The sequence below is a fragment of the Thiomonas intermedia genome (genome assembly GCF_002028405.1).
Taxonomy (GTDB): Bacteria; Pseudomonadota; Gammaproteobacteria; order Burkholderiales; family Burkholderiaceae_C; genus Thiomonas; species Thiomonas intermedia.
The window spans coordinates 3,211,988-3,238,117 of the sequence record NZ_CP020046.1; the positions used below are offsets into that span (position 1 = coordinate 3,211,988).

Consider the following 26,130-nt stretch of genomic DNA (forward strand, 5'->3'; position numbering starts at 1 on the left):
ATACTCTCGGACTAGCCAAGCTTCAAGGTGAAGGAGCGGGTTGACTCGGTCACGCGACCGGCTTATGTCTGCTCAAGCCGCTGCGCCGCCTCTCGGAGCGCTTGGATGAAGTTGTCCCTCAGCGGATTGGGCGTCTGGGCCGGTTGAAGAATGCCGAGCTCGATGGTGGCGGGTTGGCCGAGCAGGGGGCGGTACTGCACGCCGGGGCGCTTGAGGTGGCGCAGTGAAGACGGCACGAGGGCCACGCCCATGCCGCAGGAAACCAGGCCGATGACGGTCTGCATCTGCCGGGCGTGTTGGGTGATGCGGGGAGCGAATCCGGCGGCCTGACACAGGCTGAGGGTGAGGTCGTACAGCCCGGGGCCGATGCTGCGAGGCGGCACGATGAAGGGCTCTTTGGCGAGAGCGTGGAGATCGACGGCGCCGCTGCCTTTCAGCACGGGGTGCGCCGTCGGGGCGGCGAGCACCAACGGCTCGTGGAGCAGGTGGGTGAAGGTCAGTCCGGGCTCGTCCACGGGGGCCAGGCCGATGCTCAGGTCGAGTTCGGCGGCGCGAAGCTCGCGGATCTGGGCGTCGGTGGTGAGTTCGTGCAGCTGCACGTCCACCTGCGGATACCGCGCACGAAAGCTCTTGAGGGTGGGCGGCAGGATGCCGAAGTCGGCGATGGAGACGAAGCCGATGGACAGGGTGCCGGCCTCGCCGCGCTCGCTCTGGCGCACGCGCTCGACGGCGTGTTCGAGCTGGGCGAGGACGGAGCGGATGTCCTCAAAGAACGCCGCGCCTGCGGCGGTAAGCGCCACTCCGCGGTTGCTGCGCTCAAGCAGCCGGGCGCCGATTTCGTCTTCGAGCGCCTTGATCTGGGTGGAGAGCGGCGGTTGCGAGATGTGCAGGCGCTCGGCCGCGCGCGAGAAGCTGCCTTGTTCCGCAATGGCGATGAAGTACCGGAGTTGCCGCAGTTCCATGTTTCGTTTGGCGATACGTCAGGCGTATGGCGCCTCCCTCAAAAATGTATTGTTCAATATAGCCGAGGGTTCGGACAATGCGGGGCCGCAACCCATCATTCCACGCAGGAGAAACGTCCCATGCCCGCCTACCGTTCCCGTACCAGCACTGCCGGCCGCAATATGGCCGGGGCCCGCGCGCTGTGGCGCGCCACCGGCATGCAGGATGGCGACTTCGGCAAGCCCATCATCGCGGTGGCCAATTCGTTCACGCAGTTCGTGCCCGGCCATGTGCACCTGCAGAATCTGGGGCAGCTCGTCATCGAGGAAATCGAGCGCGCCGGCGGCGTGGGCAAGGAGTTCAACACCATCGCGGTGGACGACGGCATCGCCATGGGCCACGACGGCATGCTCTACAGCCTGCCTTCGCGCGACATCATCGCCGACAGCGTGGAGTACATGTGCAACGCGCACACGGCCGATGCGCTGGTGTGCATTTCCAATTGCGACAAGATCACGCCGGGCATGCTGATGGCCGCGCTGCGGCTGAACATTCCGGTGATCTTCGTGTCGGGCGGGCCGATGGAGGCCGGCAAGACGCAGCTGGCCGGCAAGGTGATCTCGCTCGACCTGATCGACGCCATGGTGGCCGCCGCCGACGACAAGGTGTCGGATGACGATGTGCAGGCCATCGAACGCTCGGCCTGCCCGACCTGCGGCTCGTGCTCGGGCATGTTTACCGCCAACTCGATGAACTGTCTCACCGAAGCGCTGGGCCTGTCGCTGCCGGGCAATGGCTCGCTGGTGGCCACGCATGCCGACCGCGAGCAACTGTTCCGCCGCGCCGGGCGCACCATCGTCGATCTGGCCCGCCGTTACTACGAGGGCAACGACGAAAGCGTGCTGCCGCGCCGTATCGCCTGCAAGGCGGCGTTCGAGAACGCGATGTCGCTGGACATCGCCATGGGCGGTTCGACCAACACGGTGCTGCACCTGCTGGCGGCGGCGCAGGAAGGCGGCGTCGATTTCGGCATGGGCGACATCGACCGCCTGTCGCGCAAGGTACCCACGCTGTGCAAGGTGGCGCCGTCGAGTCACTACCACCTCGAAGACGTGCACCGCGCCGGCGGCGTGGCGGCCATTCTGGGCGAGCTCGACCGCGCCAAGCTGCTCGATACCAGCGTGCCGACGGTGCATGCGCCCACGCTGGCCGCCGCGCTCGACACCTGGGACGTGGCGCGCCAGCCCGCCGATGACGTGCAGACGTTCTACCGTGCGGGCCCGGCCGGCGTGCGCAGCACGAAGGCGTTTTCGCAGAGCTGCCGCTACGACACGCTGGACGTCGACCGCGCGGCGGGCTGCATCCGCAATCTCGAACACGCCTACAGCGCTGACGGCGGCCTGGCGATTCTGTTTGGCAATCTGGCCGAGCGCGGCTGCATCGTCAAGACGGCCGGAGTGGACAAGAGCATTCTCACTTTCTCCGGCCCCGCCGTGGTGCTGGAAAGCCAGGACGCGGCCGTTGAAGCCATTCTGGGCGACCAGATCAAGCCGGGCGACGTGGTCGTCATCCGCTACGAGGGCCCGCGCGGCGGCCCCGGCATGCAGGAAATGCTCTACCCCACGAGCTATCTGAAGTCCAAGGGCCTGGGCAAGGCCTGTGCGCTCATCACGGATGGCCGCTTTTCGGGCGGAACGGCGGGGCTGTCGCTCGGCCATGTGTCGCCCGAAGCGGCCGAGGGCGGCGCCATCGGTCTGGTGCAGACGGGCGACCGCATCGTCATCGACATTCCGAACCGCGTGGTGCGCGTGGACGTGAGCGACGACGAACTGGCCCGCCGCCGCGCCGAGCAGGACGCCCGCGGCTGGAAGCCCGCCGCTCCGCGCCCCCGCAAAGTGAGCCAGGCGCTCAAGGCCTATGCCAAGCTGGTGACCAGCGCCGACAAGGGCGCGGTGCGCAACGTCGATCTGCTGGAAGACTGACGAGGGGTCAGGCTGGCGTCTGCTCAGCCTCCCGGTCCGCCGCTCTGTCCGGCGATTTGAAGCAACTGCGCCGCCACCGAAGCGGCGATCACTTCGGGCGCCTTGCCGGGAATGCCGGGGATGCCCACCGGGCAGACCAGCCGCTTCAGCGCCGCGTCGGAAACGCCGCGTTCGCGCCAGCGGCGCACAAAGCGGGCGCGCTTGGTGGCCGAGCCGATGAGGCCGAACCAGGCGAGGTCGCTTCTCCGCAGGATGGTTTCGCCGAGTCGGAAGTCAAGGTCGTGGCTGTGGGTCATGACCAGATAGAAGGCGCCGGGCGGCGCCGTGGCGATTTCGGCTTCCGGGGCGTCCACCGCCAGGACGCGCAGGGTGGAGGGCCATGAGGCACCAGCGTCGGCGGCGAGGGCGTCGGGCGGGAACTCCTGCTCGCGTTCATCGATCCAGTCGAGGGTGCAGGGCAGGGGGCGCAGGGCGCGCACCAGCGCCCGGCCGACATGGCCCGCGCCGAAGAGCTGCAGATGGAACAGCGGTTCGGGAACCGGGAGCGCGCCGCTGGCGGCGGGATCAAAGCGAAGCTCGACGTGACCGCCGCAGCATTGCCCGAGCGCGGGGCCGAGAGCGTGATTCTCAAAATGCGGCTCGGCGGCCTCCCCATTGGCCCAGCGCGCACGCAGTTGCCGCGCGGTGGCGATGGCCTTGTATTCCAGATGTCCGCCGCCGATGCTGCCGCGGGTTTGCGTGGTGCCGACCAGCATGCTGGCGCCCTGTTCGCGGGGCGCCGAGCCGCGCACGCGGCTCAAGGTGACGCGCACCCAGGGCGCCTGCGCGGGTTCGCCTTCGTGCAGGGTGAGCGGTGCGGGTTCGCGTTTCATGGCTCAAGAAGATGGATCAGGGGAGAGAGAGGGTCGAGTCATGGGCAAGGCCATGCCACGGCCTTTCTCCATGCCATCCCCCTTCCAACCTCCCCCGCAGGCGGGAGAGGGGCCGTTTTGCTCCCTCCCCGCATGTGGGGAGGGTTGGGGCGGGGAAAGGGGAGTTTCATACTTCAATGTGCCAGATCTATTGAGCGCGTACCGCGTCGATGGCGTCGAGTATGGCTTCGGGCGTGGCCGGGGCGCGCAGTGGCGGGTCGATGCGATGTTCGCCCACGGCCGAAATGGCGTCCCGAATCGCGAGCAGCACCGAAAACGGCAACAGCAGCGGCGGCTCGCCCACGGCCTTGGAGCGATGCACCGTGGGCTGGGCGTTGGGGTTGTCGAACAGCGCGGTGTGCAGCTCCGCCGGGCAGTCGTTGGCGGTGGGAATCTTGTAGGTGCTGGGGGCATGGGTGAGCAGAAGCCCGGTTTTCGGGTGCCACACCAGTTCTTCCAGGGTGAGCCAGCCCATGCCCTGAATGAAGGCGCCTTCGACCTGTCCGATGTCGAGGGCCGGATTGAGCGACTTGCCGGCGTCGTGCAGCAGGTCGGCGCGAAGCAGGCGCCACTCGCCGGTGAGGGTGTCGACCAGCACTTCGCTGGCCGCGGCGCCGTAGGCGAAGTAGTAGAACGGGTGGCCGGTGAGCGTCTCGGCATTCCAGTGCAGGTCGGGCGTGGTGTAGAAGCCGTCGCTCCACAACTGCACCCGGGCGAGATAGGCCTGTTGCACCAGGGTGGCGAAGGGCAGGGCGGCGTCGCCGGTGTGCACCATGCCGCCGCTGAAACGCACCAACTCGGCGCGGCCGCCGTGCCGTTCGGCGGCGAAGGCGGCCAGGCGCTGGCGCAGGGTGCGGGCGGCATCGAGCGCGGCCATGCCGTTGAGGTCGGCCCCGGTGGAGGCGGCGGTGGCCGAGGTGTTGGCCACTTTGTGGGTGTCGGTGGCGGTGCAGCGCACGGCGGCGAAATCGAGCCCCAGTTCCTCGGCGACGACTTGCGCCACCTTGGTGTTCAGCCCTTGCCCCATTTCGGTGCCGCCGTGGTTCACCAGCACGCTGCCATCGGTGTAGATGTGGACGAGCGCGCCCGCCTGGTTCAGGTGCACGACATTGAACGAGATGCCGAACTTGACCGGGGTGAGCGCCAGCCCCTTTTTGAGCACCGGGCTGTGGGCGTTGAAGCGGGCGATGGCGGCGCGGCGCGCGGCGTGGTCGGCGCTGTGCGCGAGCTGGTCCACCAACGGGGTGATGACGTTGTCGGTCACGCCCTGGCCGTAGGGCGTGTGGTGGTTCTGGCCGATGCCGTAGAAGTTGGCGCGGCGCACCTGAAGGGCGTCATGCCCCAATTTTCGGGCGATGGAGTCGAGCACGAACTCGGTGACGAGGGCGCCTTGCGGCCCGCCGAAGCCGCGGAAGGCGGTGTTGCTCTGGGTGTTGGTCTTGGCCACGAATCCGTGGATGGCGACATTGGGCAGCCAGTAGGCGTTGTCCACGTGGCAGATGGCCCGGGTGAGCACCGCGCCGGAGAGGTCGGCGGAATGCCCGGCATTGGCGATGAGCGTGACGTCGTAGGCGAGGATGCGGCCCTCATCATCGAAGCCCACGGCGTAGTCGTACTCGAAGCCGTGGCGCCGGCCGGTGATTAGGAAGTCGTCGTCGCGGTCGAGCCGCAGCTTCACCGGCCGCTGCAGCAGATGGGCGGCCAGCGCCGCGCAGCAGGCGAACTGCGCCGACTGCGATTCCTTGCCGCCGAAGCCGCCACCCATGCGCCTGCATTCCACCTGCACCTGGTGCAGCATCCACCCCAGCATGTGGGCCACGACATGCTGCATCTCGCTGGGGTGCTGGGTGGAGCAGAGCACGCGCATGCCCGCATTCTCGGAGGGCATGGCATAGGCCACCTGGCCTTCGAGGTAGAACTGCTCCTGTCCGCCCACGCTCAGGCTGCCCTGCAGGCGATGCGGGGCCGAGCCCATCGCCCGTTCGAGTTCGCCGGGCGCCGTCTCGCGCGTGAGGTGCATGGGGGGCAGCACATACTGGCCCTGGGCATGGGCTTCGCGGGCGGTGAGCAGCGCGGGCAGGGCTTCGGCGCGGATGACCTCGCGGGCCAGGGCCGCCGCGCGGCGCGCGAGGGTTTGCGTGGTGGCCACGACGACGAAGACCGGCTGGCCGACGAAACGCAGGAGGTCGGTGGCCAGAATGGGGTCGTCGTGCACCACGGGGCCGCAGTCGTTCACTGCGGGAATATCGGCCGCCGTCAGGACGGCGACCACGCCCGGCTGTGCGCGCAGTCGCGCGAGGTCGAGGCCCAGCAGCTTGCCATGGGCCAGGTGCGAAAGTCCCAGCGCCGCGTGCAGCGTGCCGTGCAGCTCGGGGGCGTCATCGGTGTAGGCGGCCTGCCCGCTGACGTGCAGGTGCGCCGATTCGTGCGGCGGGCTGACGCCCACGCGGGCACCCTGGCGCAGCGCGGGCCATTCGGCCTCGGGCCAGGGATGGGCGCCTGATCGCGCAAAGTCGGCGATTTCTGGACCCGTCGCGGGGGCCGTCGGCAGGGGATCGAAAGGTTTGTTCATGAGGCGCTCTTCAAACGGCATGCAGCGCGGGAATCTGGCCTGACCAGACGCTGGTCACGCTGGCAGGCAGGGGCGCATCGAGACGGGTTTCCAGCCAGAATCGCCACAGCAGATTGCGCGCCACGCGCTGCCGGTGGGCGCTGCTGGCGCGCAGATCGGTCAAGGGCTGGAAGTCGGTGTCGAGCGCCCGCATGGCCGCGCGCACGCTGGCCTCGCTCCAGGGCTGCCCCAACAGGGCGGCCTCGGCCTGCGCGGCACGCTTGACCACCGCCGCCATGCCGCCAAACGCCAGACGCGCGTGACTGACGTGGCCTTGCGCGTCCAGCCGCAGGGCCAGGCCGCAGCTCACCGCCGAGATGTCGCAGTCGTAGCGCTTGGAGAGTTTGTAGGCTCGCAGCCGCAGCGCCTGCGCCTGGGGCACGTCCGCCGCGGGCAGCGGCACGTCGATGGCGCGCAGGAATTCGCCGGGCTGCAGGGCGTTCTTCATGTAGTCGAGATAGAACTCGGCCAACGGCAGTCGACGCACCGCGTCGCCCTTCTGCAATTCGAGCACCGCATCGAGCGCAAGCAGCACGGGCGCGCCGTCGCCGATGGGCGAGCCGTTGGCCACATTGCCGCCGAGGGTGCCGGCATGGCGCACGGGCGGGCCGGCGAAGCGCAGCGCCATCTCGCGCAGTTCGGGCCAGTGGTGGACCAGCGCGGCCCAGGCATCTTCCAGCGGCACGGCCGCGCCGATGCGAAGCAGGGCACCGTCGCGCTCCACGGCATGCAGCTCGCGCACGTCGCCCAGGTAGAGCAGATCGCCCACGTCGCGGAACTGTTTGTGGGTCCACAGGCCGATGTCGGTGGCGCCGGCAAGAAGTCTTGCCTCTGGCCGTTCAACCCGGACTGAGGCAAATTCCGCAAGGGTGCGTGGCGCGATGAAATGGTCGATGCGCGGTTGACCCTGCGCGTCGGGGTAGGCGGGGTTGGGCGCGGCGTGGACAAAAGGCTCGGGCGTGCGCTCGGCGATCTGGCGCAGCAGTGCGACGATGGGCTCGGGATCGAGCCGGGCCGCTGGGGCCTCGAACATGGCCTGGCCCGCATCGAGAATGGGTCGGTAGCCGGTGCAGCGGCAGAGGTTGCCCGACAGGTCGTCGGCAAGCTGCTGGCGCGTGGGCCGGGTGCCCGCGCCCTGGTGGCGCTCGTAGCTTGCGTAAAGCGACATGGCGAAGCCGGGGGTGCAGAAGCCACATTGCGAGCCATGGCAGTCGACCAGGGCCTGCTGCACGGGGTGCAGCGCGCGACCGGGGGCGAGGCCTTGCAGGTCTTCGACGGTCAGCAGCGCCTTGCCGTGCAGGGTGGGCAGGTAGCGGATGCAGGCGTTGACCGGGCGCAGCTGCAACGCGCCCACGGTGATTGCCGCACGGTCTTGAAGGCCGTCATCGGCCAGCTCCGCCACGACCACGGTGCAGGCGCCGCAGTCGCCTTCGGCGCAGCCTTCCTTGGTGCCGCAATGGTGCGCATGCTCGCGCAGCCATTGCAGCACGGTGGTGGTGACGGGCAGACCGCTGACTTCGGTGATCTGGCCGCGATGGACGAAGCGGATGGGTTGGGCGTTCATGACGGGTTGCGGGCCATCAGGCGGTGGAAAGAAAAGGGGCGGGCGCGAGATGCTGCAAGTATTGGGCCACGATCCGGCGCGATTGACATATGCTGAACTGTATACAAAACATGCGAGACGGCTGATGCCGCAAGGGGCTGCACCATGAACAATGCGCTGGACTCCATCGACCTGCACCTCATCCGGATCCTGCATACCGTGCTGACCGAATCGAACGTTTCCCGAGCCGCCATGCGCCTGGGCTCGACCCAGCCCGCCGTGAGCGGGGCGCTGCGCCGCCTGCGCGCCATCACCGGCGATGAACTGCTGGTGCGCAGCGGCAATGCCATGGTGCCGACCGCGTTTGGCGCAAGCCTGATCGAGCCCAGTGCCTGCATTCTGCGGGAGGCGCAGCGCCTGCTCGGGGGCACGGGGCCGTTCGATGCGATGCACAGCACGCGTCAGTTCCGTCTGGCGGCGGCCGACTACATGGACCCGGCTTTTCTGCCACATCTCATCGCCACGCTCAAACGCGAGGCACCGCAGTGTGGCGTCGACGTGCTGCCGCTGTCGGCCACTCTGGACTATCGCCACGCGCTGGCGGCCGGGGACGTCGATGCCGTCTTGGGCAACTGGCTGGAGCCGCCCCAGGATCTGCACCTTGCGCCGCTGATCGAAGACGACATCGTCTGCCTGGTCGCAGCAAGCCACCCCGCGCTGCGTCGCGGTCTGGATCTGGATCAGTATCTGCAGGCCGAGCATGTGGCGCCGTCACCGCTGCGCGCCGTGGGCGAGGGGGTGATCGACCAGCACCTGCATCATCTGGGGCTGCAGCGCAACGTCACGGTGCACTGCGCCTTTTTCAACCTGATTCCGGGCCTGGTGGCGCGCAGCCTGCTGGTGCTGACGACGGGGCGCCGGTTCTGTCAACGCTATGTGGAATCGGGCATGGCCGTGCGCATCCTGCCTTGTCCGGTGCCGTTCCCCCCGCTGACCTACTACCTGCTGTGGCATGCCCGCGTGCATCTCGACGCGGCGCACCGCTGGCTGCGTGCGCACGTCCGGGAGGCTGCGACGCAGGCGCACGGCTGAACCGTTCTTGAATCCCGTGTCCGACCTGGCGCGGGGCATCGACTTCGCCACCCTGAGCGAGGCGTGAAAACCCGAGGAGACTGTCCATGAATCTGCGAACCTTGTTCAAGCTCGATGCGCACGGCACCGATGTGCGCACCGAGATCCTGGCGGGGGTGACGACGTTTCTCACCATGTCGTACATCATCTTCGTCAACCCCGACATCCTGTCCACCACCGGCATGGACAAGAACGCCGTGTTCGTCGCCACCTGTCTGGCGGCGGCCCTGGGCACTTTCATCATGGCCTTCGTCGCCAACTGGCCCATCGGCCTGGCGCCGGGCATGGGGTTGAACGCCTTTTTCGCCTTCACCGTGGTCAAGGGCATGGGCTTCACCTGGGAGCAGGCCCTGGGCGCCGTGTTCATCTCGGGCTGCCTGTTCATTCTGCTGACCATCACCGGCGTGCGATCGTGGCTGGTGGCGGGCATTCCGAAGTCCTTGCGCAGCGCCATTGCGGCAGGCATTGGCATGTTTCTGGCCATCATCGCGCTGTCGAACGCGGGCGTCGTGGTGGCCAATCCGGCGACCAAGGTGGGGCTGGGCAATCTGGCCACGCTGCCCGTGGTGCTGGCGGCGTGCGGCTTTCTGCTCATCGCCCTGCTCGACTACTGGCGGGTGCGCGGCGCCATTCTCATCGGCATCGTGGCGGTGACACTGGCGAGCATGGCGCTCGGGCTGACGCATTACCAGGGCATCATCTCCATGCCGCCGAGCATGGCGCCGACCTTTCTCAAGCTCGACATTCTCGGGGCGCTGCATGCCGGTTTTTTTCACATCATTCTGGTGTTCGTGCTGGTGGAAATTTTTGATGCCACCGGCACCTTGACGGGCGTGGCCCGCAAGGCCGGGTTGCTGAAGGAGGGCGCCAAGGGCGACCAGCGTGGCCTGGGGCGCGCGCTGTTTGCCGACAGCCTGGCCATCTTCTCCGGCTCGCTGCTGGGCACCAGCAGCACCACGGCCTATATCGAAAGCGCCTCTGGGGTGCAGGCCGGCGGGCGCACGGGCCTGACGGCGCTGACCGTGGGCCTGCTGTTTCTCGCCGCGCTGTTCATCGCGCCGCTGGCCGCTGTGGTGCCCGCCTATGCCACGGCCCCGGCGCTGCTCTACGTGGCCGGGCTGATGATGCGCGAGCTGCTGGAAATCGACTGGGGCGACATCACCGAATCGGTGCCCTCGGCGCTGGCCGCGTTGATCATGCCATTCACCTATTCCATCGCCAACGGCCTGGCCTTCGGCTTCATCGCCTACGCGGCGCTCAAGCTGCTGACCGGGCGGGCACGGGACGTGCATCCGGCGCTGTGGGTGGTGGCGGCGCTGTTCCTGCTGCGCTATGCGCTGTTTCCCACCGACTGAATGAGCGAATGACTGAATGACCGAACGATCCCCCATGACTGCTGCCACGCCCTTGCCGACCTCCCTCCATTCCAGCCCGTCGCCGGGTGCCAGCCCGGCGCGCACGGCCCTGCGCGGCGACATCCTCTACTTCCTGCGCGATCCCGGCTGGAGCGAGGATGCCACCGGCGCCGTGCGCTTCGAGCCCGACGGCTGGCTGCTGATCGAACAGGGGCGGGTTCTGGCGGTGCGCGCCGCAGACGACCCGCCCGACGCGAGCTGGGCGCGGCAGGACTGGCGGGGCCATCTGGTGATGCCGGGTTTCATCGATCCGCATGTGCACGCGCCGCAGGTCGATGTCATCGCCTCCTTCGGGGCCGCGCTGCTCGACTGGCTGGAGCGCTACACCTTCCCCGCCGAGGCGCGCTACGCCGACCCAGAGCAGAGCCGTCTTGGCGCCGAGCGTTTTCTGCACGCGCTGTTGGCGCACGGCACCACGTCGGCGCTGGTGTTTGCCACGGTGCACAAGACCAGCAGCGAGGCGCTGTTCGAAGCGGGACGGCAACTCGGCATGCGGCTCATCACCGGCAAGGTGCTGATGGACAGCAACTGCCCGGCCGATCTGCGCGATGACGTCGTGCAGGCCGAACACGACTGCATCGAGCTGATCGAGCGCTGGCACGGTGTCGACCGCCTGGCCTACGCCGTGACGCCCCGTTTCGCCGCCACCAGCAGCGACGCGCAACTGACCATGGCCGGCGGCCTGTTGCAGCGCTACGCGAAGCAGGCCGGCGGCCTCTACATGCAGACGCATGTGGCCGAGAACCGAGACGAGGTGCGATGGATCGCCGAGCTGTTTCCCGACAGCCGCAGCTACCTCGACGTGTATGACCGCCGGGGCCTGCTCACCCGCCGCAGCGTTCTGGCGCACGGCATCTGGCTCGACGACGCCGACCGCGAGCGCATGGCCCAGGCCGGCAGCAGCATCGCCTTCTCGCCTTCGTCCAACCTCTTTCTGGGCAGCGGCCTGTTCGACTGGGCCCGGGCCGAGGCCGCCGGTGTGGGCGTGGCGCCGGCCAGCGACGTGGGCGGCGGCACCAGCCTGTGCCAGTTGCGCACCCTGGCCGATGGCTACAAGGTGCTCGCGCTCCAAGGCCAGCGCATGACGGCCTGGCAGGGGCTTTACGCCGCCACCCGGGGCGCGGCGCGCGCCCTCGATCTTGAGCACGAGATCGGCCACTTCGCCCCGGGCACCGCGGCCGACGTGGTGGTGTGGCGCTGGGCCGAGGGCGCGGTGCAGCAGCGGCGCCAGGAGATGGCACGTAGCTTGCATGAGCGTTTGTTCGCGTGGATGACTCTCGCGGACGAACGCAATGTCGCAGCAACGTATGTGAGCGGGCAGTTGCGGTATCGACCGTGAAGCGTTGAACGACGGGGTGCCGCATCTGCGCGCGGTCAGGTATAGGACAATCCGGCATTCCCGCGTCATTCCCGCGTCATTCCGTTTCCCCGCTTCATTCGGCTTCTCTTCTTACATGCGGCTCGCGCTCGAACACATCAGCAAGTCCTATCCCGGCGTCAAGGCCAACGACGACATCAGCCTGGCGGTGCAGCCCGGGGAAATCCATGCGGTGCTGGGCGAGAACGGCGCGGGCAAGTCCACGCTGATGAAAATCATCTACGGCGCGGTGCAGCCCGATGCCGGTCAGATCGTCTGGAACGGCGCGCCGGTTCGCATGAAAAACCCCGGCATGGCCCGCGACCTGGGCATCGCCATGGTGTATCAGCACTTCTCGCTGTTCGACACCCTCACTGCGGCGGAGAACATCTGGCTGGGTCTGGGGCGCCGCATCAGCTTGTCCGAAGTGGAGACCCGCATCAATGCCATCGCGCATCGGTACGGGCTGGACTGCGCGCCCCGCCGTCCGGTGCACACCCTGTCGGTCGGCGAACGCCAGCGGGTGGAGATCATCCGCTGCCTGCTGGCCGATCCCACGCTGCTCATCCTCGACGAGCCGACCTCGGTGCTCACGCCGCAGGCCGTCGAAAAGCTGTTTGTCGTGCTGCGCCAGCTCGCCGCGGACGGCTGCAGCATTCTCTACATCAGCCACAAGCTCGACGAGATTCGCAAGCTCTGCCACAACTGCACGGTGTTGCGCGGCGGTCGGGTGAGCGGGCGCGTCGATCCGGCCCAGGAAACCGAGGCCAGCCTGTCGCGGCTGATGATCGGCGCCGATCCGCCCGCGCTGCAGCACCGGCCGTCCCAGCTCGGCGAGGTGCTGCTGAAGGTGGACGATCTGGAACTGCCGGGCGATGGCGAATTCAGCGTGGCCATCGACCATCTCTCGCTGGAGGTGCGCGCCGGGGAAATTCTGGGCATCGCCGGCGTGTCGGGCAATGGCCAGCAGGAATTGCTCGCCGCGCTGTCGGGCGAAGACCGGCGCGCTCGCCCCGCAGCCGTGCGGCTGGCGGGCGAGCCCGTGGGCGCGCTCGGGCCGGGTGAGCGCCGCAAGCGCGGCCTGCATTTCATCCCGGAAGAGCGTCTGGGGCGGGCGACGGTGCCGGTCCTGTCGCTGGAGCAGAACATTTTGCTGACCGCGCGCCCCGCCGAGGTTGTTTCGCACGGTCTGATCCAGCGCCAGACCCTGCGCGAGCAGGCGCAGGCGGTGATCGCCCGCTTCGGCGTGAAGGCCGGCGGTCCGCAGGCCGCGGCGCGCAGCCTGTCGGGCGGCAATCTGCAGAAGTACATCGTGGGCCGGGAAATTCTCGGCCAGCCCCGCGTGCTGCTGGTGGCGCAACCGACCTGGGGCGTGGACGTGGGCGCCGCGGCGCAGATCCGGGCCGAGCTTCTGGGCCTGCGCGATGCGGGCTGCGCCGTGCTGGTCATCTCGGAAGAGCTTGACGAACTGTTCGAGATCGCCGACCGGCTGCAGGTGATGGCGCGCGGCAAGCTGTCGCCCTCCATCGCCCGCGCCGACGCGACGGTCGAGCAGATCGGGGTTTGGATGAGCGGGCTGTGGCCGCAGGGCCCGATGGACGGCGCGCAAGCCGCCACGGAGGTCAGCCATGCTGCGGCTTGAACCCCGAAGCGCCCCTTCGAGAGCCATGGTGTGGCTGTCGCCGCTGCTGGCGCTGGTGATCACGGTGGCCTTCGGCGTGGCCATCTTTCTGGCCATGGGCAAGAGCCCGCTGCACGGCCTGAGCATGTTTTTCTGGGAGCCGCTCAAGAACGCCTACAGCCTGTCGGAGCTGGCGCTCAAGGCCAGTCCGCTCATTCTCATCGGCCTGGGACTGGCGGCCTGTTATCGCAGCAATGTCTGGAATATCGGCGCCGAAGGGCAATACATCGTCGGCGCGATCTTCGGCGGCGGCGTGGCGCTGCTGGCCGGCGACAACACCTCGCACGCCATCGTGCTGCCCATTCTGCTGGCCGGCGTGGTGGGCGGCATGGTGTGGGCGGCGCTGGTGGCCGCGCTTCGCGACTGGTTCAACGCGAACGAGATCCTGGTGAGCCTGATGCTGGTCTATGTCGCGCAATACTTGCTCGACTACCTGGTGTACGGCCCGTGGAAAGATCCGGAGGGCTACAACTTTCCGCAGACCAAGATATTCGCCGATCCGGCGCTGTTGGGCCATCTGATCGAAGGCACGCGGCTGAACTGGGGCTTTCCGATCGCGCTGGTCGCGGTGGCGCTGGTGTGGGTGTTTCTGTTCCGCAGCGTGCAGGGCTTCCGGCTTCAGGTGGGCGGGCTGGCACCCGGTGCGGCGCGCTATGCCGGTTATTCGTCGCGCAAGGCGCTCTGGACGGTGCTGCTGATGTCGGGCGGTTTTGCCGGCCTGGCCGGGTCGCTCGATGCCATCGGGCCGCTGCAGCAGCTCACGCCGCAGGTGTCGCAGGGCTACGGCTTCGCGGCCATCATCGTGGCTTTCGTCGGCCGCCTCAATCCGGTGGGCATCGTGCTCTCGGGCGCGCTGATGGCGATGTTCTACATTGGCGGCGAGCTGGCGCAGTCGCGCCTGGGTCTGCCCAATGCGATGACGGGCGTCTTCCAGGGCTTGCTGCTGTTTTCGCTGCTGGCCTGCGATACCTTGATCCACCACCGCATCCGCTTTAAACGCTGAGGAGACGCCTATGCCCCCACGCTCGCTTTGCTCGCTGCCCCCCGAGGGGGCCGCAGTTCTCTTGGGGCGGCCCGGCGCGAACTGACATGGACATGACGGCTTCTCTCATCGCGACTACGCTGAGCGCGGGCACGCCGCTGGCGCTGGCGGCGCTGGGTCTGCTCATCAACGAAAAATCAGGCGTGGTCAACCTCGGCGCCGAGGGCATGATGCTGATGGCCGCGGTCATCGGCTTTGCCGTGGCCTTGCATACGGGCAATCAGTGGGTCGCCTTTGGGGCTGGCGCGGTGGCCGGGGCGCTGCTGGCGGGGGCGCTGGGTCTGCTGGTGATCTGGCTGAACACCAATCAGTACGCCACGGGCCTGGCGCTCACGCTGTTCGGCGCGGGGCTGTCGGCCTTCATCGGCATCGATTACGTGGGCAAGACGCTGCCCAACTTCCAGCCGCTGGACATTCCGGTGCTCAGCCAGCTTCCCTTCTTCGGGCCGGCGCTGTTTCGCCACCACCTCATGGTGTATCTGACCATCGTGCTGGCGATCGGCTTGATCTGGTTCTTCGACCGGACGCGCGCGGGCTTGGTGCTGCGCGCGGTGGGCGAGTCCCCCGAGTCGGCGCATGCTCTGGGCTATCCGGTGCGGCGCATCCGCCTGCTGGCCCTGATGTGCGGCGGGGCGCTGGTGGGCGTGGCCGGTGCCTATCTGTCGGTGATCTACACACCCTTGTGGGTGCAGGGCATGACGGCGGGGCGGGGCTGGATCGCCCTGGCGCTGACCACGTTCGCAACCTGGCGGCCCGCCCGCGTGCTGCTCGGCGCCTATCTGTTCGGCGGCGTGACCATGCTGCAGTTTTTCTTCCAGGGCAGCGGTATGCAGGTGCCGTCGCAGTTTCTGTCGATGCTGCCGTATATCGCCACCATCGTGGTGCTGGCGCTGATGTCGCGCAATCCACTCTGGATTCGCATCAACATGCCGTCGTCCATCGGCAAGCCGTTCACCCCGGGGGGATGAGCGGGCCGACCAAGCAGGCACGATTTTTGTATACAGTTTCAGATCATTTTTAAGGAGGACTCCATGTTCAAAACCGTGTTGAAAAAACCCCTGGTTGCGCTGGCGGCGGTCGCCAGCGTGTTGGCGATGGCCACCGCGCCAGCGCATGCGGCTGATCCGCTGAAGGTCGGCTTCGTCTATATCGGCCCCGTGGGCGATGCCGGCTGGACCTATGCGCACGATCTGGCGCGCAAGGCGCTGCAGGCCAAGTTCGGCGACAAGATCAAGACGCAATTCGTCGAGAACGTGCCCGAAGGCCCCGACGCCGCGCGCGTGATCCGCGATCTGGCGCAGCAAGGCGACGGCCTGATCTTCACCACGAGCTTCGGCTATATGGAGCCCACGCTCAAGGTGGCCAAGGAATTCCCGAACGTCAAGTTCGAACACGCCACGGGCTACAAGACCGCGAAGAACGTCGGCACCTACGACGCCCGCACCTACGAAGGCGCCTATCTCGCCGGCGTGCTGGCGGGCGGTATGAGCAAGACCAACGTGATCGGCGTGGTCGGCTCGGTGCCCATTCCCGAAGTGATCCGCAACATCGATTCGTTCACCCTGGGCGCGCAGTCCGTCAACCCGAAGATCACGACCAAGGTGGTCTGGGTGAACAAGTGGTTCGATCCGCCGAAGGAAACCGAAGCGGCGACCTCCCTCATCAATCAGGGCGCCGACGTGCTGTTCCAGAATACCGACTCGCCCGCCGTGCTGCAGACCGCCGAGAAGATGGGCAAGTATGGTTTCGGCTGGGACAGCAATATGAGCAAGTTCGGTCCCAAGGCCCACCTGGCCTCGGCCACCATCAACTGGGCGCCGCTCTATGAAATGCTGACCGGCGAAGTGCTCAAGGGCACCTGGAAGTCGCAGCAATACTGGTGGGGCATGAAGCACGACACCATCCAGCTGCAGGACATCAACGCCGCGGTGCCGGAGTCGCTGAAGAAAATCGTGCTCGAACGCGAGGCGGGTCTGAAGAACGGCAGCTTCAACATCTGGAAGGGCCCCATCGTCGATCAGTCGGGCAAGACCGTGGTCGCCGCTGGCAAAGTGGCCGACGACAAGTTCCTCCACGGCATCATGTTCTACGTCAAGGGCGTGGAAGGCAAGGTGCCCGGGCAGTAAACAGCCAGGGCTTTCGCCTCCTGAAGCCGGGCCGGTTGCGTGATGAACCGGCCCGGTTTCATTCAGGGCGCTGCATCGACCAGCACGACCTCCGCGTCGTCGATCGCCGTCACGCGCAGCACCGCTTCATCGCGAATGGCCGCGCCATCGCGCGCGTCCAGCCCCACGCCGTTGACCTCGACCTTGCCCCGGGCCGGGACGAGATAGGCCATGCGGCCCGCCCCCAGGGCGTAGTCGGCCGAGTCGCCCGCCTTGAGGGTGGCACCCAGCACCCTTGCATCGGCGCGAATCGGCAGCGCCTCAGCATCGTTCGGCAGGCCGCTGGCCAGGGCGATGAAGCGGCCGGAGCGCTCGCCTTTCGGGAAAGGCTTGGCGCCCCAGGCGGGGGGCTCGCCGCGCCGGTTGGGCAAAATCCAGATCTGAAAAATAGTGGTCGGTCCGGCTTCGCGGTTGTATTCGGAATGGCGGATGCCGGTGCCCGCGCTCATCACCTGGACGTCGCCCGCCTCGGTGCGCCCGCGATTGCCCAGACTGTCTTCGTGGGTGATGGCCCCTTCGCGCACATAGGTGATGATTTCCATATCGGCATGCGGGTGCGGCGCAAAACCGGTCGAGGGGGCGATGGTGTCGTCGTTCCAGACGCGCAGTGCGCCCCAGTTCATCCGCCGGGGGTCGTGATAGCCGGCGAACGAAAAGTGGTGTCGCGTGTCCAGCCAGTCGAGGTGGTCGCCACCGAGTTGTGCAAGCGGTCTGCGTTCGATCATGTCGTGCTCCTGTTGGAAGACCTTGTTGTAAAGCGCAACATAGTGCAAGGATGGCGGCTTTGCCGGGTGCGGGTCGCGGGAGAAAGCCCTTGGGCGGTCTACACTCATCCATCCGTTTTCAGAGACCTTCATCATGCCCCTCCCAGACATCTCCCTATGGCCCGCATCGCGCGTTGCTGACTTGCTCCGCGCCAGCCCGAAAGCCGAATTGCATGTGCATATCGAGGGGACGCTTGAGCCCGAGCTGATCTTCGCGCTGGCCCGGCGCAACGGCGTGACGCTGCCCTATGCAGATGTGGAAGCGCTGCGCAAGGCCTATGCCTTCACCGACCTGCAGTCCTTCCTCGATCTGTATTACGCCGGATGCGATGTGCTGCGCACCGAACAGGACTTTTTCGATCTGGCCTGGGCCTACTTCCTGCGTGCCGCGCAAGATCACGTGGTGCGCGTGGAGCCGTTTTTCGACCCGCAGAGCCATACGGCACGCGGCATCGGTTTCGAGGTGTTCATGCCGGCCTTCATCCAGGCCGCGCGGCGCGCGCAGGACGAGCTGGGCTTGAGCGTCGGCTGGATCGTGAGCGTGCTGCGCCATCTGCCCGAGGAAGATGCCTTGCAGACCCTCGAAGCGGCCGAGCCCTGGCTCGATCATCTGATCAGCATCGGGCTCGATTCGTCCGAGCGCGGCAACCCGCCCGAGAAGTTTGCCCGGGTATTCGCCCGCGCCCGCCAGCTTGGGCTGCACGCCGTGGCGCATGCGGGCGAGGAGGGGCCGCCGGCCTACGTGCGCGACGCGCTGGATGTGCTCGAAGTCGAGCGCATCGACCACGGTGTGCGTGCCAGCGAAGATCCGGCCCTGATGCAGCGCCTGGCGCGCGAGCAGGTAGCTCTCACGGTCTGCCCGCTGTCGAACGTGCGGCTGTGCGTGGTGCCCAATCTGGCTCAGCACAACCTGCCGCAGTTGCTCGATGCAGGGCTGAAGGTCACCGTCAATTCGGACGACCCGGCGTACTTCGGCGGCTATGTGAACGACAACCTCACCCAGCTGTTCGCAGCCCAACCCGCGTTGGGCGCACCCCAGGCCTATGCCCTGCTGCGCAACAGCCTGGAGGCCAGCTTTGCCGCCGACGGCGACAAGGCGCTCTGGATCGCCCAGCTCGACGCACAGTGGCAATCCGCGGCGCGCGCGTGATGGCAGCCTTGGCCACCCCAGACGATGCCGTCGTGGCGCAGACCCGCGCCTGGGTGGACCGCATGGTGATCGGCTTGAACCTCTGCCCCTTTGCCAAGGCGCCGCAGGTCAAAGGGCGCATCCGCTATGTGCACTGCGCCGCGGCGACAACCGAGGGCCTGCTGCAGACCCTCGGTGATGAACTCCAGCGCCTGGCGCGCACCGCGCCCGAAGAGGTGGAAACCACGCTGCTCATCCACCCGCAGTCTCTCACGCACTTTGCTCACTACAACGCTTTTCTCGACGAGGCCGAAGCCTTGCTGGCGCGCCTTGGTCTGCTCGGCACGCTGCAGATCGCGAGCTTTCACCCGCACTATCGGTTCGCCGGCACCCGCCCGGACGACGTGACCAACGCCACCAATCGATCGCCCTTTCCCATGCTGCATCTGATTCGCGAATCCAGCATCGACCGCGCCGTGGCCGCACGGCCCGATACCGCTTCGATTTACCGGGCGAACCAAGCCACCATGCGCCGCCTGGGCAAGCGGGGCATTGCCGACTTGATGACTCAGTGCCGCGAGGCGAACGGGTAGGGCGTTTATCCCCACGCCCATCGAAGGATTGCCGCGCTGTAGCATTTGCTCACATTTCCAAGCAAGGAGACTGTGATGTGGAATGAGAATCTGAAAGCGGAATTCCAGAGTCTTGCCCCGGGTCGTCCGGATGGCGAGCTGTCCAGGCGCGACTTCGTGCGCACCGCGCTTGGCGTGGGGTTTGCCGTCGCCGCAGGGCCGGTGATGGCGCAGACCGTCGTGCAGACCTCAGCAGACGGCCTGCTCGCCGGAGACGTGCAGATCGAGTCTGGCGGCCAGAAGATTCCGGTCTATCGTGCGCAACCCAAAGGCAAGACCGACCTTCCCGTGGTGCTGGTGGTGTCGGAAATCTTCGGGGTGCACGAGTACATCGCGGATGTCGCGCGGCGCTTCGCGCACCAGGGCTATCTCGCGCTGGCGCCCGATCTGTTCGTGCGGCAGGGCGATCCGATGGCCTACGGCAGCATTGCCGAAGTGATGAGCAACGTCATCTCCAAGGTGCCCGATGCCCAGGTGCTGCAGGATCTGGACGCCTGCCGCAGCTGGGCGCTCGCCAACGGCGGCAAGGCGGGCCATGTCGGCATCACCGGGTTCTGCTGGGGTGGGCGCTTCGTCTGGCTCTACTGCGCTCACGCCCCGGTGCAGGCTGGCGTGGCCTGGTACGGCCGCCTGGTCGGCACGCCATCCGAGCTGTCGCCCAAAAACCCGGTGGACATCGCCAAGGATCTCAAGGCGCCGGTGCTCGGTCTATACGGCGGCAAAGACCAGGGCATCACGCAGGAATCCGTGGAGCAGATGCGCAAGGCGCTGGCCAGCGGCAGCGCCGCGGCCAAGGCGTCGGAAATCGTGGTGTATCCCGATGCCGGTCACGGTTTCCACGCCGACTACCGGCCCAGCTACAACGCCAAGGATGCCGAGGACGGCTGGAAGCGGGCGCTGGCCTGGCTGCGTCAGCACCAGGTCGTCGCCGTCGCCTCCGCCGAAGAACCACCGCAAGATGGCATGTGCCAGACCGAGCGGGGTTTTCCGCAGATCTTTCCGGTGGACAAACTGCTCAGCGGCTGAGCCGCAGGCTGTACTGAGGCGGCTGGTCCACTCTTGGTGCCGCACGCCCTGAGCTCGCACCATGCGGGTGCTTGCTCGCCTCGGAATGTTCGGGCGGGCAGGCACGCGGTTTGCTCCATGGGTGCGACATCCGCCTGCCTGAAAGACTCCAATGCATCCGGTCATCCATCGGTTTTTCCACCGCGCCATGGGCGCAGTCCTGTTCGCGCTTCTCTGCGGGGCGATTCCCGTTGCGCAGGCCGCGCCACCGCGGCCCATTCCCGTGAAGGTGATGATCGTCACTATGTTCGGACCGGAGGCGCAGACCTGGCTGAAACACTTCCATCAACCACGCAACATTGCCGTGCCGGGCTTGCCGGAAAACCATCCCGATGTCACCTGCCAATCCGACGGTCTGTGCCTGATGACGACGGGCATGGGGCACGCCAACGCGGCTGCATCGATGATGGCCGTCCTGTTCTCGCCGCGCTTCGACCTGCGCCACACCTATTTTCTGGTGTCGGGCATTGCCGGCATCAACCCCAGGGAAGGCACTCTGGGCACCACGGCCTGGGCGCTTTATCTGGTGGATTTTGGCCTTCAGTGGGAGATTGACGCGAGAGAGAAACCGGCGAACTGGTCCAGCGGTTATCTTGGCATCAACACCCGCGATCCGGAGCAGTTTCCGCCGCTTGACTATCGAACCGAAGTCTTTTCGCTCGATGCCAAGCTGGTCAACAAGGCTTATGCCTTGTCCAGGAACGTGAAGTTGGTCGACAGCGCGGAAATGACCGCCTATCGTGCCCAATACCCTTACGCGCCGGCAAACCAGCCCCCGCATGTCACCCAATGCGACACGCTTTCAGGCGACACCTGGTGGTCGGGCGACTTGCTCGGGCAGCGCGCCGAACAATGGACCCGAATGCTCACGCTGGGCAAAGGCACCTATTGCACGACCCAGCAGGAAGACAACGCGACTTACGAGGCGCTCAAACGCGCCACGGCGGCGGGAAGGGCGGATATGAATCGTGTGGCCGTGCTGCGTGCCGGATCGGATTTCGATCGGCCGCCGCCGGGCATGCCGGCGGCCGAGAATCTTCTGGACTATCCGAAACAGGGGGGCTTCATGCCTGCGCTGGACAATCTCTATCTCACAGGGGAGCCACTGGTGCACGCCATTCTGGCCCATTGGGATGTCTGGCGTGCGGGCATTCCCGATTGAAAGGCCCTCAGCGCACCACCAGCACCGGCAGCTTGGAGTGGGACAGCACTCGCGACGTCTGGCTGCCCAGCATGGCCGAGCTCATGCCGCTGCGGCCGTGCGAGGCGATGACGATGGCATCGCAACCCTGCTTTTCGGCGGCGGCGAGCAGGCCGCGCCAGGCCTGGGCGTCTTCTTCGATCACGGTGTCGCAGCTCAGGCCCGCGACCCGCAGACGATCATGGACGCGCTGCAGGGCCGTTTGGGCCTGCTTGCGCACTTCGTCCTGCCATTGGTCCATGCCGACGGGCATGACCTCGATGGCGCCGATGTACGGGTAGAGGTCGATGACGGAGCAGACCGTGATTCTGGAGCCGAACTTTTTCGCCATCTCGATGGCATAGGGCAATGCCTTGTCCGCGAGCTCGGAGCCGTCTGTGGACAACAGGAAGTGATTGAACATGGGAGTGCGCCTCTTGATAGGTTGAAGGCGCCGGGCCGCGCCCCTTGCGGGCTTGCAGACCCGGCGGCGTGGCTCAGCGAAGCACCAGCACGGGTATGGTGGAATGCGTCAGCAGTTTCTGGGTTTCACTGCCCAGCAGCAGGGCCTGCATACCGCGGCGGCCGTGCGAGGCGATGACCACCACGTCACAGCCCCGGTCCTTGGCGACGTCGAGCATGGCCTTCCACGGATGGACATCTTCGGCAATGACCGGCTCGAAGATCACGCCGGAAGTCTTGCAGGCGTCTTGCAGCGGCTTGAGTGCTTCTTCGGCCAGTTGGGTCACATGGACGCGGTACTGATCGGCCGTGATGGGAACCGTTTCGGCCAGACCCGAATAGGGATAGGGGTCGGTGACGTTGAGTCCGACGACCACGGCGTTGCAGCTCTTGGCCAGCGCGACGGCGTGCGGAATCACTTTGCCGCCTGTTTCGGAACCATCGGTGGGGACGAGAATTTTCTTGTACATGGCGATCTCCGTTTTGAGTAGGAAGACTGGTCTGGGTTGCGATTCGTGGAAACCTCAACCACTCACCCTATGCTGCTCCTTGAATGTATCGCCTGACTTGTTGCAGATCAAACCGGTGGAGTCGTGGGGGTATGGACCGGCCGGGCTGTCATGTTTCGCCCGGTGTGCGTCCGGTGGCGACGGGGCGCTGCGGGTCGGCGCACCATTCGCTCCATGAGCCTGGGTAGAGCAGGCTGCCGTCCATGCCGGCATGCATCATGGCCAGCACGTTGTGACACCCGGTGACGCCGGAGCCGCAATGATGGATCACATCGCGCGGGTCCCAGTCTTCGAGCAGCGCGGTGTATTCCTCGCGCAATTGCTCGCGCGACTTGAAGGTGCCGTCGGGCTGCAGATTGGTCTGGAAGAACCGGTTCTTTGCGCCCGGAATGTGACCGCCGACCGGGTCGATCGGTTCGACTTCTCCCGCGTACCGTTCAGGCGCCCGGGCATCCAGGACCAGATGTTGCGCGTTGCGAAGGTTGTCGAGCACCTTGTCGGCCGACACGGCGCCGACCCTTGCCGGGCTGCGTATGAAATCGCCGGGCGCGCGGACAGAGGGGGGCGCGATTTCACGAGCGCCGCCCGCAGCGGCCCAGCCCGCCCAGCCACCGTCGAGGACGGCCACCGCATCGTGGCCGAGCCAGCGCAGCATCCACCAAAGTCGTACCGCAAAACTGCCGCCGGAGCGGTCGTAGGCGACGACCTGCTGATGTTGATGCAGGCCAAGGCGCCCCAGCAGGGCGGCGAAGGCGTCGGGGTCGGGCAGAGGATGTCGACCGTTGCGCCCGGTTTTCGGCGCGGAGAGATCGTCGTCGAGGTGGAGGAAGATCGCGCCAGGAATATGGGCTTGCGCATACGCCTGTCGCCCCGCATCGGGCTGGGCGAGATCGTGGCTGCAGTCGACGATGAAGGGGGCGCTCAACCTGGCCAGCTCAGGCGCGGAGATCAGGGTGGTGTACGGGGTAGGCATGATGGGAGGGCGGAGCTGCATGCAAAAGACATTGGAAAGCGAACCATAAAACAAAAACCCCGCATGGGGTTACCGATGCGGGGCGGGCGGTGCGCGGACGTAGCCTCAGGCTGGAATGTGCAGCTTGTTGCGATACCAGGCATGGAAATGCCGCATGCCGTCTTCCATCGGCGACTGATAGGGGCCGTGCTGGTCGTCGCCACGCTCGAACAGGGCCTTGCGGCCGGCGTCCATGCGCTCGGCGATCTCGTCGTCTTCCGCGCAGGTTTCCATGTATGCCGCTCGTTCAGCCATGATGAACTCGCGCTCGAACGCCGCGATTTCCTCGGGGTAGAAAAACTCCACCATGTTCAGGGTCTTTTGCGGGCCCAGCGGATAGAGCGTGGACACCACGAGCACATGCGGATACCACTCCAGCATGATGTTGGGGTAGAGGGTGAGCCAGATGGCGCCATGTTCGGGCATCTTCTTGTCGGACCGGAAGTTGAGCACGGCCTGATGCCACTTGCTGTAGACCGCGCTGCCCGGGTGTTGCAGACCTTCATGGACGCCCACGGTCTGCACGCTCCATTCCGGCGCGAACTGCCACTGCAGGACGTTGCAGTCGACGAACTTGCCCAGTCCGGGATGGAAGGGCACGACGTGGTAGTCCTCCAGATAGACCTCGATGAAGGTCTTCCAGTTGTAGTTGCAGACGTGCATCTCCGTGTGGTCGTGCACGAAGCCGCTGAAATCGAACTCCTTGAGCACGGCCAGCTGCTGCATGGTCTGGGCGACGGGGTAGCCGTTGTCTTCGAAGAGCATGCCGTTCCATCGCTGCAGCGGGTAGGTCTGCAGATGCAGGCAGGGGTCTTGTTCAAAATGCGGGGCGCCGACCAGCTGGCCGTCGAGGCCGTAGGTCCAGCGATGCAGCGGGCAGACGATGTTCTTGCCCGTGCTGCCCATGCCGCGCAGCATCACGGCCTGCCGGTGGCGGCAGACGTTGGAGAGGAGTTCGATGCCAGAAGGGCCATGGATCAGCGCGCGACCTTCGCCTTCCTGGGCGAGTGCGGCGTAGTCGCCGATCTTGGGCACCGTGAGTTCATGTCCGAGATAGCGTGGGCCCGAGCGGAAAATCTGTTCCTGCTCCAGCTTGAACAGGTCGTCATCGAAATAGGTCGAAACCGGCAATTGCAAATGATCTTGCGACAGACGAATGCTCAGATCGGACATGATGGGGATGCACCTCCACAATTCGTTGAAAAGGATCACTACCTAACGCTGCGGCCGATTGTAGAGTCCATGCTTGCAGCCAAGCCGGGGTGCGACGCCTAAAATGCGCAGCTTTCCCGTTCCTGCCCCCGGGTTGCCGACCACGCTTTCGGCCCCGGCCCGACCCGATGCCAGCCGCCAAATCAGCCCGCCATGCCGACACCGCCCCGACCAGTTATGAGCAGGCGCTGATCGAGCTGGAGCAGATCGTGCAGGCGATGGAGGCCGGGCAACTCAGCCTCGACGACACCTTGTCGTCCTACAAGCGCGGCAACCTGTTGCTGCAATACTGCCGCAGCAAGCTGCAGGCCGTCGAACAGCAGGTGCAGGTTCTCGATGGCGAACAGCTTCAGCCCTTGCGTACCGAGCCGGACGAGGAGGATGACCGTGTCTGATGTCGCTCACCTCGAAGGTGCGTTCGTGGCGCCCGATCTCGCGGATCTGCCCTCATTCGACGACTGGCTGCGTCAGCACCAGGAACGTGCGCAAGCCTTGATCGAGCATCACGTCGCGCACCAGCATCCGCTGGTGCCGCAGTTGCATGAAGCCATGCACTACGCCGCGGCGATGGGGGGCAAGCGCGTGCGTCCCTTGCTGGTCTGGGCGGCAGGCGAGTGCGTGCAGGGCGACGCGCAGGCGCTCGACCGTGCCGCCTGTGCGGTCGAGCTGGTGCATGCCTATTCGCTGGTCCACGACGATCTGCCCTGCATGGATGACGATGTGCTGCGACGTGGCCAGCCCACCACGCATGTGCGGTTTGGCGAGGCGCTCGCCCTGCTGGCGGGCGATGCGCTGCAAGCCCTGGCCTATGAAGTGCTGACGCCTGACGACGAGATCGCACCGGTGCTGCAGGCGCGCCTGTGCGCTCTTCTGGCGCGGGCCTCAGGTGCCGACGGCATGGCGGGCGGGCAGACTCTGGACATTCTCGCCACGGGCGGGTCGGTCAGCGGCGACGACCTGATGCATATGCACCGCCGCAAGACCGGGGCGCTTCTCAAGGCCAGCGTGCTGATGGGCGCGGCTTGCGGCGGAGTAGGCCCGTCGACGGCAGCGACATCGACGTACAAGGCGCTTGAAATCTATGGCGATGCCGTGGGTCTGGCTTTTCAGGTGGTCGACGACATTCTCGACGTGACCGCCGACTCCCACACCCTGGGAAAGACCGCGGGCAAGGACGCTCAGCAGAACAAGTCCACCTACGTCTCGGCGCTCGGCCTCGATGCGGCGCGCACGCTGGCCCACGGTTTGCGCGACAAGGCTCAGGCTGCGCTCGACACGCTTCCCCCGCCGCAGCGCGCTGCCAGCCGGCGCCTGCGCGAACTGGCTGACCTGATCGTGCTGCGCGGGCATTGAGCGCGGCGTATCTTTCGCAACACCCGATCCTT

General features: G+C 66.5%; 23 protein-coding genes. 14 read left to right on the plus strand and 9 right to left on the minus strand.

The features are described 5' to 3' along the window. Nucleotides 1-62: 62 nt before the first annotated feature. Complete coding sequence (locus BVH73_RS14940) at nt 63-962, minus strand: LysR family transcriptional regulator (RefSeq protein ID WP_079420025.1); 900 nt, start codon at nt 960-962, stop codon at nt 63-65. Between the two features lie 120 nt (nt 963-1,082). Here BVH73_RS14940 and ilvD point away from each other — a divergent pair, with 120 nt between their 5' ends. Continuing rightward, nucleotides 1,083-2,924: a dihydroxy-acid dehydratase gene (gene ilvD, locus BVH73_RS14945; protein ID WP_079420027.1), complete on the plus strand. Its 1,842-nt coding sequence runs from the start codon at nt 1,083-1,085 to the stop codon at nt 2,922-2,924. A 23-nt stretch (nt 2,925-2,947) separates the two neighbouring features. Here the strand turns inward: ilvD and xdhC are convergent, their stop codons facing one another. The 3 genes from xdhC to xdhA all read right to left on the minus strand — a co-directional run bounded on the left by xdhC (nt 2,948) and on the right by xdhA (nt 8,010). Continuing rightward, on the minus strand, nt 2,948-3,796 hold the full coding sequence (gene xdhC, locus BVH73_RS14950) for a xanthine dehydrogenase accessory protein XdhC (RefSeq protein WP_079420030.1): 849 nt from the start codon (nt 3,794-3,796) through the stop codon (nt 2,948-2,950). A gap of 187 nt (nt 3,797-3,983) precedes the next feature. Continuing rightward, complete coding sequence (gene xdhB, locus BVH73_RS14955) at nt 3,984-6,407, minus strand: xanthine dehydrogenase molybdopterin binding subunit (protein WP_079420033.1); 2,424 nt, start codon at nt 6,405-6,407, stop codon at nt 3,984-3,986. Between the two features lie 10 nt (nt 6,408-6,417). Beyond that, nucleotides 6,418-8,010, minus strand: coding sequence for a xanthine dehydrogenase small subunit (xdhA, locus tag BVH73_RS14960; protein ID WP_079420035.1), 1,593 nt, complete (start codon nt 8,008-8,010; stop codon nt 6,418-6,420). Between the two features lie 144 nt (nt 8,011-8,154). Between xdhA and BVH73_RS14965 the strand changes: the two genes are divergently transcribed. From BVH73_RS14965 to BVH73_RS14995, 7 genes are all read left to right on the plus strand, one after another. Continuing rightward, entirely contained in the window at nt 8,155-9,081 is a 927-nt protein-coding gene (locus tag BVH73_RS14965) for a LysR family transcriptional regulator (protein WP_079420037.1), read from the plus strand. Between the two features lie 86 nt (nt 9,082-9,167). Further along, nucleotides 9,168-10,475 (plus strand): NCS2 family permease, encoded by a 1,308-nt coding sequence (locus tag BVH73_RS14970; protein ID WP_079420039.1) that lies wholly within the window; start codon nt 9,168-9,170, stop codon nt 10,473-10,475. A 34-nt stretch (nt 10,476-10,509) separates the two neighbouring features. Then, on the plus strand, nt 10,510-11,874 hold the full coding sequence (guaD, locus tag BVH73_RS14975; protein WP_079420042.1) for a guanine deaminase: 1,365 nt from the start codon (nt 10,510-10,512) through the stop codon (nt 11,872-11,874). Between the two features lie 115 nt (nt 11,875-11,989). Further along, nucleotides 11,990-13,534 (plus strand): ABC transporter ATP-binding protein, encoded by a 1,545-nt coding sequence (locus BVH73_RS14980; protein WP_079420044.1) that lies wholly within the window; start codon nt 11,990-11,992, stop codon nt 13,532-13,534. Continuing rightward, a complete protein-coding gene (locus tag BVH73_RS14985) occupies nt 13,521-14,576 on the plus strand; it encodes an ABC transporter permease (RefSeq protein WP_079420046.1) in 1,056 nt (351 codons plus the stop codon). Before BVH73_RS14980 ends, BVH73_RS14985 begins: the two co-directional genes overlap by 14 nt. A gap of 86 nt (nt 14,577-14,662) precedes the next feature. Further along, on the plus strand, nt 14,663-15,583 hold the full coding sequence (locus BVH73_RS14990) for an ABC transporter permease (protein WP_079420049.1): 921 nt from the start codon (nt 14,663-14,665) through the stop codon (nt 15,581-15,583). Between the two features lie 63 nt (nt 15,584-15,646). Continuing rightward, complete coding sequence (locus BVH73_RS14995; protein ID WP_079420052.1) at nt 15,647-16,741, plus strand: BMP family ABC transporter substrate-binding protein; 1,095 nt, start codon at nt 15,647-15,649, stop codon at nt 16,739-16,741. Between the two features lie 62 nt (nt 16,742-16,803). Here BVH73_RS14995 and BVH73_RS15000 read toward each other — a convergent pair whose 3' ends face one another. Then, entirely contained in the window at nt 16,804-17,505 is a 702-nt protein-coding gene (locus BVH73_RS15000) for a pirin family protein (RefSeq protein WP_079420699.1), read from the minus strand. A 133-nt stretch (nt 17,506-17,638) separates the two neighbouring features. Between BVH73_RS15000 and BVH73_RS15005 the strand changes: the two genes are divergently transcribed. The 4 genes from BVH73_RS15005 (at nt 17,639) to BVH73_RS15020 (ending at nt 21,532) form a co-directional block, all read left to right on the plus strand. Beyond that, nucleotides 17,639-18,694: an adenosine deaminase gene (locus BVH73_RS15005; protein ID WP_154048510.1), complete on the plus strand. Its 1,056-nt coding sequence runs from the start codon at nt 17,639-17,641 to the stop codon at nt 18,692-18,694. After that, nucleotides 18,694-19,266: a DUF1415 domain-containing protein gene (locus BVH73_RS15010; RefSeq protein ID WP_079420057.1), complete on the plus strand. Its 573-nt coding sequence runs from the start codon at nt 18,694-18,696 to the stop codon at nt 19,264-19,266. Before BVH73_RS15005 ends, BVH73_RS15010 begins: the two co-directional genes overlap by 1 nt. A 75-nt stretch (nt 19,267-19,341) precedes the next feature. Then, nucleotides 19,342-20,331: a dienelactone hydrolase family protein gene (locus tag BVH73_RS15015; RefSeq protein WP_079420059.1), complete on the plus strand. Its 990-nt coding sequence runs from the start codon at nt 19,342-19,344 to the stop codon at nt 20,329-20,331. 151 nt (nt 20,332-20,482) lie between these two features. Further along, complete coding sequence (locus BVH73_RS15020) at nt 20,483-21,532, plus strand: purine-nucleoside phosphorylase (protein ID WP_079420062.1); 1,050 nt, start codon at nt 20,483-20,485, stop codon at nt 21,530-21,532. Between the two features lie 7 nt (nt 21,533-21,539). Here the strand turns inward: BVH73_RS15020 and BVH73_RS15025 are convergent, their stop codons facing one another. The 4 genes from BVH73_RS15025 to BVH73_RS15040 all read right to left on the minus strand — a co-directional run bounded on the left by BVH73_RS15025 (nt 21,540) and on the right by BVH73_RS15040 (nt 24,706). Next, nucleotides 21,540-21,974: a universal stress protein gene (locus tag BVH73_RS15025; protein ID WP_079420065.1), complete on the minus strand. Its 435-nt coding sequence runs from the start codon at nt 21,972-21,974 to the stop codon at nt 21,540-21,542. A 73-nt stretch (nt 21,975-22,047) separates the two neighbouring features. After that, complete coding sequence (locus BVH73_RS15030; RefSeq protein ID WP_079420067.1) at nt 22,048-22,482, minus strand: universal stress protein; 435 nt, start codon at nt 22,480-22,482, stop codon at nt 22,048-22,050. Nucleotides 22,483-22,630: 148 nt separating this feature from the next. Beyond that, entirely contained in the window at nt 22,631-23,494 is an 864-nt protein-coding gene (locus tag BVH73_RS15035) for a sulfurtransferase (RefSeq protein ID WP_079420701.1), read from the minus strand. Nucleotides 23,495-23,599: 105 nt separating this feature from the next. Then, complete coding sequence (locus BVH73_RS15040; RefSeq protein ID WP_079420069.1) at nt 23,600-24,706, minus strand: aromatic ring-hydroxylating oxygenase subunit alpha; 1,107 nt, start codon at nt 24,704-24,706, stop codon at nt 23,600-23,602. 167 nt (nt 24,707-24,873) lie between these two features. Between BVH73_RS15040 and BVH73_RS15045 the strand changes: the two genes are divergently transcribed. Both BVH73_RS15045 and BVH73_RS15050 read left to right on the plus strand, forming a co-directional pair. Next, nucleotides 24,874-25,140: an exodeoxyribonuclease VII small subunit gene (locus BVH73_RS15045; RefSeq protein WP_079420071.1), complete on the plus strand. Its 267-nt coding sequence runs from the start codon at nt 24,874-24,876 to the stop codon at nt 25,138-25,140. Then, nucleotides 25,127-26,098, plus strand: a complete 972-nt coding sequence (locus BVH73_RS15050) for a polyprenyl synthetase family protein (protein WP_079420074.1) — start codon at nt 25,127-25,129, stop codon at nt 26,096-26,098. The genes BVH73_RS15045 and BVH73_RS15050 overlap by 14 nt, the downstream gene beginning before the upstream one ends. The last annotated feature ends 32 nt before the right edge of the window (nt 26,099-26,130 follow it).

Coding starts and splice junctions, on each gene's coding strand:
- BVH73_RS15025 (WP_079420065.1), bottom strand. CDS start 21,974: ATGTTCAATCACTTCCTGTTGTCCACAGACGGCTCCGAGCTCGCGGAC.
- BVH73_RS15040 (WP_079420069.1), bottom strand. CDS start 24,706: ATGTCCGATCTGAGCATTCGTCTGTCGCAAGATCATTTGCAATTGCCG.
- BVH73_RS14970 (WP_079420039.1), top strand. CDS start 9,168: ATGAATCTGCGAACCTTGTTCAAGCTCGATGCGCACGGCACCGATGTG.
- xdhC (WP_079420030.1), bottom strand. CDS start 3,796: ATGAAACGCGAACCCGCACCGCTCACCCTGCACGAAGGCGAACCCGCG.
- BVH73_RS15030 (WP_079420067.1), bottom strand. CDS start 22,482: ATGTACAAGAAAATTCTCGTCCCCACCGATGGTTCCGAAACAGGCGGC.
- BVH73_RS14990 (WP_079420049.1), top strand. CDS start 14,663: ATGGACATGACGGCTTCTCTCATCGCGACTACGCTGAGCGCGGGCACG.
- BVH73_RS14940 (WP_079420025.1), bottom strand. CDS start 962: ATGGAACTGCGGCAACTCCGGTACTTCATCGCCATTGCGGAACAAGGC.
- BVH73_RS14965 (WP_079420037.1), top strand. CDS start 8,155: ATGAACAATGCGCTGGACTCCATCGACCTGCACCTCATCCGGATCCTG.
- BVH73_RS14980 (WP_079420044.1), top strand. CDS start 11,990: ATGCGGCTCGCGCTCGAACACATCAGCAAGTCCTATCCCGGCGTCAAG.
- guaD (WP_079420042.1), top strand. CDS start 10,510: ATGACTGCTGCCACGCCCTTGCCGACCTCCCTCCATTCCAGCCCGTCG.
- xdhA (WP_079420035.1), bottom strand. CDS start 8,010: ATGAACGCCCAACCCATCCGCTTCGTCCATCGCGGCCAGATCACCGAA.
- BVH73_RS15005 (WP_154048510.1), top strand. CDS start 17,639: ATGCCCCTCCCAGACATCTCCCTATGGCCCGCATCGCGCGTTGCTGAC.
- BVH73_RS14985 (WP_079420046.1), top strand. CDS start 13,521: ATGCTGCGGCTTGAACCCCGAAGCGCCCCTTCGAGAGCCATGGTGTGG.
- BVH73_RS15010 (WP_079420057.1), top strand. CDS start 18,694: ATGGCAGCCTTGGCCACCCCAGACGATGCCGTCGTGGCGCAGACCCGC.
- xdhB (WP_079420033.1), bottom strand. CDS start 6,407: ATGAACAAACCTTTCGATCCCCTGCCGACGGCCCCCGCGACGGGTCCA.
- BVH73_RS15015 (WP_079420059.1), top strand. CDS start 19,342: ATGTGGAATGAGAATCTGAAAGCGGAATTCCAGAGTCTTGCCCCGGGT.
- BVH73_RS15000 (WP_079420699.1), bottom strand. CDS start 17,505: ATGATCGAACGCAGACCGCTTGCACAACTCGGTGGCGACCACCTCGAC.
- BVH73_RS15050 (WP_079420074.1), top strand. CDS start 25,127: ATGACCGTGTCTGATGTCGCTCACCTCGAAGGTGCGTTCGTGGCGCCC.
- BVH73_RS15045 (WP_079420071.1), top strand. CDS start 24,874: ATGCCAGCCGCCAAATCAGCCCGCCATGCCGACACCGCCCCGACCAGT.
- ilvD (WP_079420027.1), top strand. CDS start 1,083: ATGCCCGCCTACCGTTCCCGTACCAGCACTGCCGGCCGCAATATGGCC.
- BVH73_RS14995 (WP_079420052.1), top strand. CDS start 15,647: ATGTTCAAAACCGTGTTGAAAAAACCCCTGGTTGCGCTGGCGGCGGTC.
- BVH73_RS15020 (WP_079420062.1), top strand. CDS start 20,483: ATGCATCCGGTCATCCATCGGTTTTTCCACCGCGCCATGGGCGCAGTC.
- BVH73_RS15035 (WP_079420701.1), bottom strand. CDS start 23,494: ATGCCTACCCCGTACACCACCCTGATCTCCGCGCCTGAGCTGGCCAGG.